At 66.4% G+C, this 2,176-nt stretch carries 1 protein-coding gene and 1 pseudogene; both read right to left on the bottom strand.

Annotated elements, in window-relative coordinates; translation table 11 throughout:
• Positions 1-620, bottom strand: a pseudogene (locus tag EN742_RS32595) (NADP-dependent phosphogluconate dehydrogenase); the annotation flags it as partial.
• 33 nt (positions 621-653) lie between these two features.
• On the bottom strand, positions 654-2,176 hold a 1,523-nt coding region (locus tag EN742_RS32600; RefSeq protein WP_245492450.1), incomplete at its 5' end, for a glycoside hydrolase family 15 protein.

Below are 2,176 nucleotides of genomic sequence, written 5' to 3' on the forward strand. Positions count from 1 at the left end.
CTTCAGGATGTTGATGCCTTCGGCGTAGGCGGCCATGACGCCGTATTCGATGCCGTTGTGGACCATCTTGACGAAATGGCCGGCGCCGCTCGGCCCGCAATGCAGGTAGCCGTAGGGCGCGGTGCCGGCGTCCTTGGCCGGCGTGCTCCCGGCGTCGGCGCCGGGCGCTAGCGTGGCGAAGATCGGATCGAGATGGCGCACCGCCTCGTCCGGACCGCCGATCATCAGGCAGTAGCCGCGCTCCAGGCCCCAGACGCCGCCGCTGGTGCCGACATCGACATAGTTGATGCCCTTGGCCGCCAGCTCGGCGGCCTGGTAACGGCGTCGTGATAGTAGGAATTGCCGCCATCGATGATGATGTCGCCGGGCTCCATCAATGCCGCCACCTGGTCGGCGATCCTGCCGGTGATCGCCGCCGGCAGCATCAGCCAGGCGCTGCGCGGCTTGGCGAGCTTGCCGACGAATTCTTCCATCGAGGCGGTGCCGACGGCGCCGTCCTTGACCAAAGCGGCGACGCTTGCCGGGTTGATGTCATAGACGACGCATTCATGGCCGTCGCGCATCAAGCGGCGCACCATGTTGGCGCCCATCCTGCCCAGTCCCATCATTCCGATCTGCATGGATTTGTCCCAGTCGTTTGAGGAAGAAGAAATCTAGCGGCTATCCGACCCTTCGATACAGACGGTGAAGTCGACATTCTCCCAACGGCTGGTGTCGGGCCAGAAAAAAGTGAAGACGATCGTGCTCCCCGGCGGAAGTCGGTCAACGGACAAATCCACCAGATGGACACCGAACGCGTTTTCGATCGTCTTGTCGTCGCGCACCGTCAGCCATTTGTCGCTGCTCCAATGGACAACGCCGCGCGCTGCAAGCTCGACGCGCAGCATCTTGCCGGTGGGGATGGAACGGATCTTGTTGTTGAAGCGCCATATCCTGCGCGGCGAGGTGGTCTTTGCCTTGATGTAGCGCTCGACGCCTTGCGGCGGCAGGTCGAAGACGGCGCCGTCGCGAAGCGAACGCAAGAGCTTGATGTGCTCGGCATGCGCCCAGACCAGCGGCATGGCGCTGCCCGAAGGGGCGCCGCGGCGCAACTCGCGCTGCGGCATGTCGGGGCCGTCCCAGACCTGCTCCGGCAGCAGGCCGCCGATCCCGGCGGACGCCTCGAGCGTCGCGAGCAGGCTTTCCGCCCTGTCCCTGCGGCCCGCCGCGAGCTCGTAATGGGCACGCTCGCCCGCCAGCAGCGGCCATGGGCGGCCCTGGCCAGTGCCGTCGAAGGGCGCGCCGTCCTCGTGCTCGCCATAGCCGTCGCCGGTGTAGCGATACCAGAGCGGCCCTTGCGGCAGGTCGCAGCGCAGCCGGGCGTCGATGGCCTTCAAAGTGTCTAGAATGCGCGGATCATCCGCCGCCCTGAGACCAAAGCGCACCAGCGCCAGCGAATCGGGGCTGATGATAGCCTCGGCCAACCTGTCGGAGTCGACCGGGGGCCGGTTCTTGATCGGCACATAGCCGTCCTTGGGGGAGGCGGCATCCGACGTATCCGGCGGGGCGATGCGGACATAGTAGCCGTTGACGCCCATTTCTGCGGATAATGGCGTGCCGGTGGCATAGGTCCAGCGCTCGATCTGGTCGTTCCAGCAATCGGCGGTCTCGCGCAGATAGTTTGCCGGCTCTGTTTTTCCCACGATGTCGAGCATGTCGGCGGCCGCCAGCAGGGCGGCGATCTCGACGGCCAGCGTGAAGGGGTTGTAGCCGGCATCCTCTTCCCAGCGGTCCTCGCCGGTGACCGGCCCGTTGCGCACGACATAGGACGCGGCACTTTCGATCATCGGCAGGAAGCCGGCGAGTTTCGCGCGCGGCAGGTGGCCGGCGCGGCGCAAGGCGTCGGCAAGCAGCAGCGGAAAGGCGCATTCGTCCATCTGGATGCCCGGCCAATAGGCGGTGCCGTCGGACCAGGCATTTTGCGGCCAGTGGCCGTCCGGCTGCTGGATCGTGCGCAGACGGGTCAGGATCTGTAGCGCCTGCTTGCCGTCGCCGGCGGCTAGGAAGCCGCCGGCAGTCTCGACCAGATCGCGCGGCCAGATAAGGTGGTAGCCGCCGAGATCGTCGTCGCCCTTGTTGAAGCCCCAGGGGATCGACAGGCTGGCGACGGCGGCCCCCGGCCTGGCGATCGACAGAT

The sequence above is a fragment of the Mesorhizobium sp. M4A.F.Ca.ET.020.02.1.1 genome, from assembly GCF_004022645.1.
Classification (GTDB): domain Bacteria; phylum Pseudomonadota; class Alphaproteobacteria; order Rhizobiales; family Rhizobiaceae; genus Mesorhizobium.